This is a genomic window from Mesorhizobium sp. M1E.F.Ca.ET.063.01.1.1, from assembly GCF_003998155.1.
Classification (GTDB): domain Bacteria; phylum Pseudomonadota; class Alphaproteobacteria; order Rhizobiales; family Rhizobiaceae; genus Mesorhizobium.
The window spans coordinates 1-466 of sequence record NZ_RZSC01001589.1; the positions used below are offsets into that span (position 1 = coordinate 1).

Below are 466 nucleotides of genomic sequence, written 5' to 3' on the forward strand. Positions count from 1 at the left end.
CATTAGGCTCGCTGGCTCCTTGAAGTCGGCGCCGATGATCTCTCCGCGATGTCTCTGGCCATGCCCTCGAGCGATGGATCGGCTTTTGGAGCGGGATCGTAGCCAATCAGCACGAAGCTCGTGTTGGGTGGAAGGATACGGATGAGCCGTCCGGCATCCTTTTCCAGTCTGGATGGCCGGGGTTTCATCATGAACCCCTGACCGCCGTTGATGATGAGAAGGCTTTCCGGTCCTTGTCCAACTCTTGCGAACGGCAGCCGACCCAGAAACAACCCTGTTTCAATTCTGTGCATCAAGCCGCTGCCTGGCGTGCGGTTGGGGTGGCGGCCAAGCGTACGCGGCCACTAGTTCACCGTCCGCCGCGTGCCCGGCAGGTCGAGAGGGAAGGCGGGGATGGCGACATTGAACGTCTCGCCGCGCTTGTTGCGCATCGTATAGTGGCCGACCATGATGCCCGACGGCGTCG

At 61.4% G+C, this 466-nt stretch carries 1 protein-coding gene and 1 pseudogene; both read right to left on the reverse strand.

The features are described from left to right. Positions 1-2: 2 nt before the first annotated feature. Complete coding sequence (locus EOA29_RS39935) at positions 3-293, reverse strand: hypothetical protein (RefSeq protein WP_127222580.1); 291 nt, start codon at positions 291-293, stop codon at positions 3-5. A 51-nt stretch (positions 294-344) separates the two neighbouring features. Then, a pseudogene (locus tag EOA29_RS43660) lies at positions 345-466 on the reverse strand (Co2+/Mg2+ efflux protein ApaG); the annotation flags it as partial.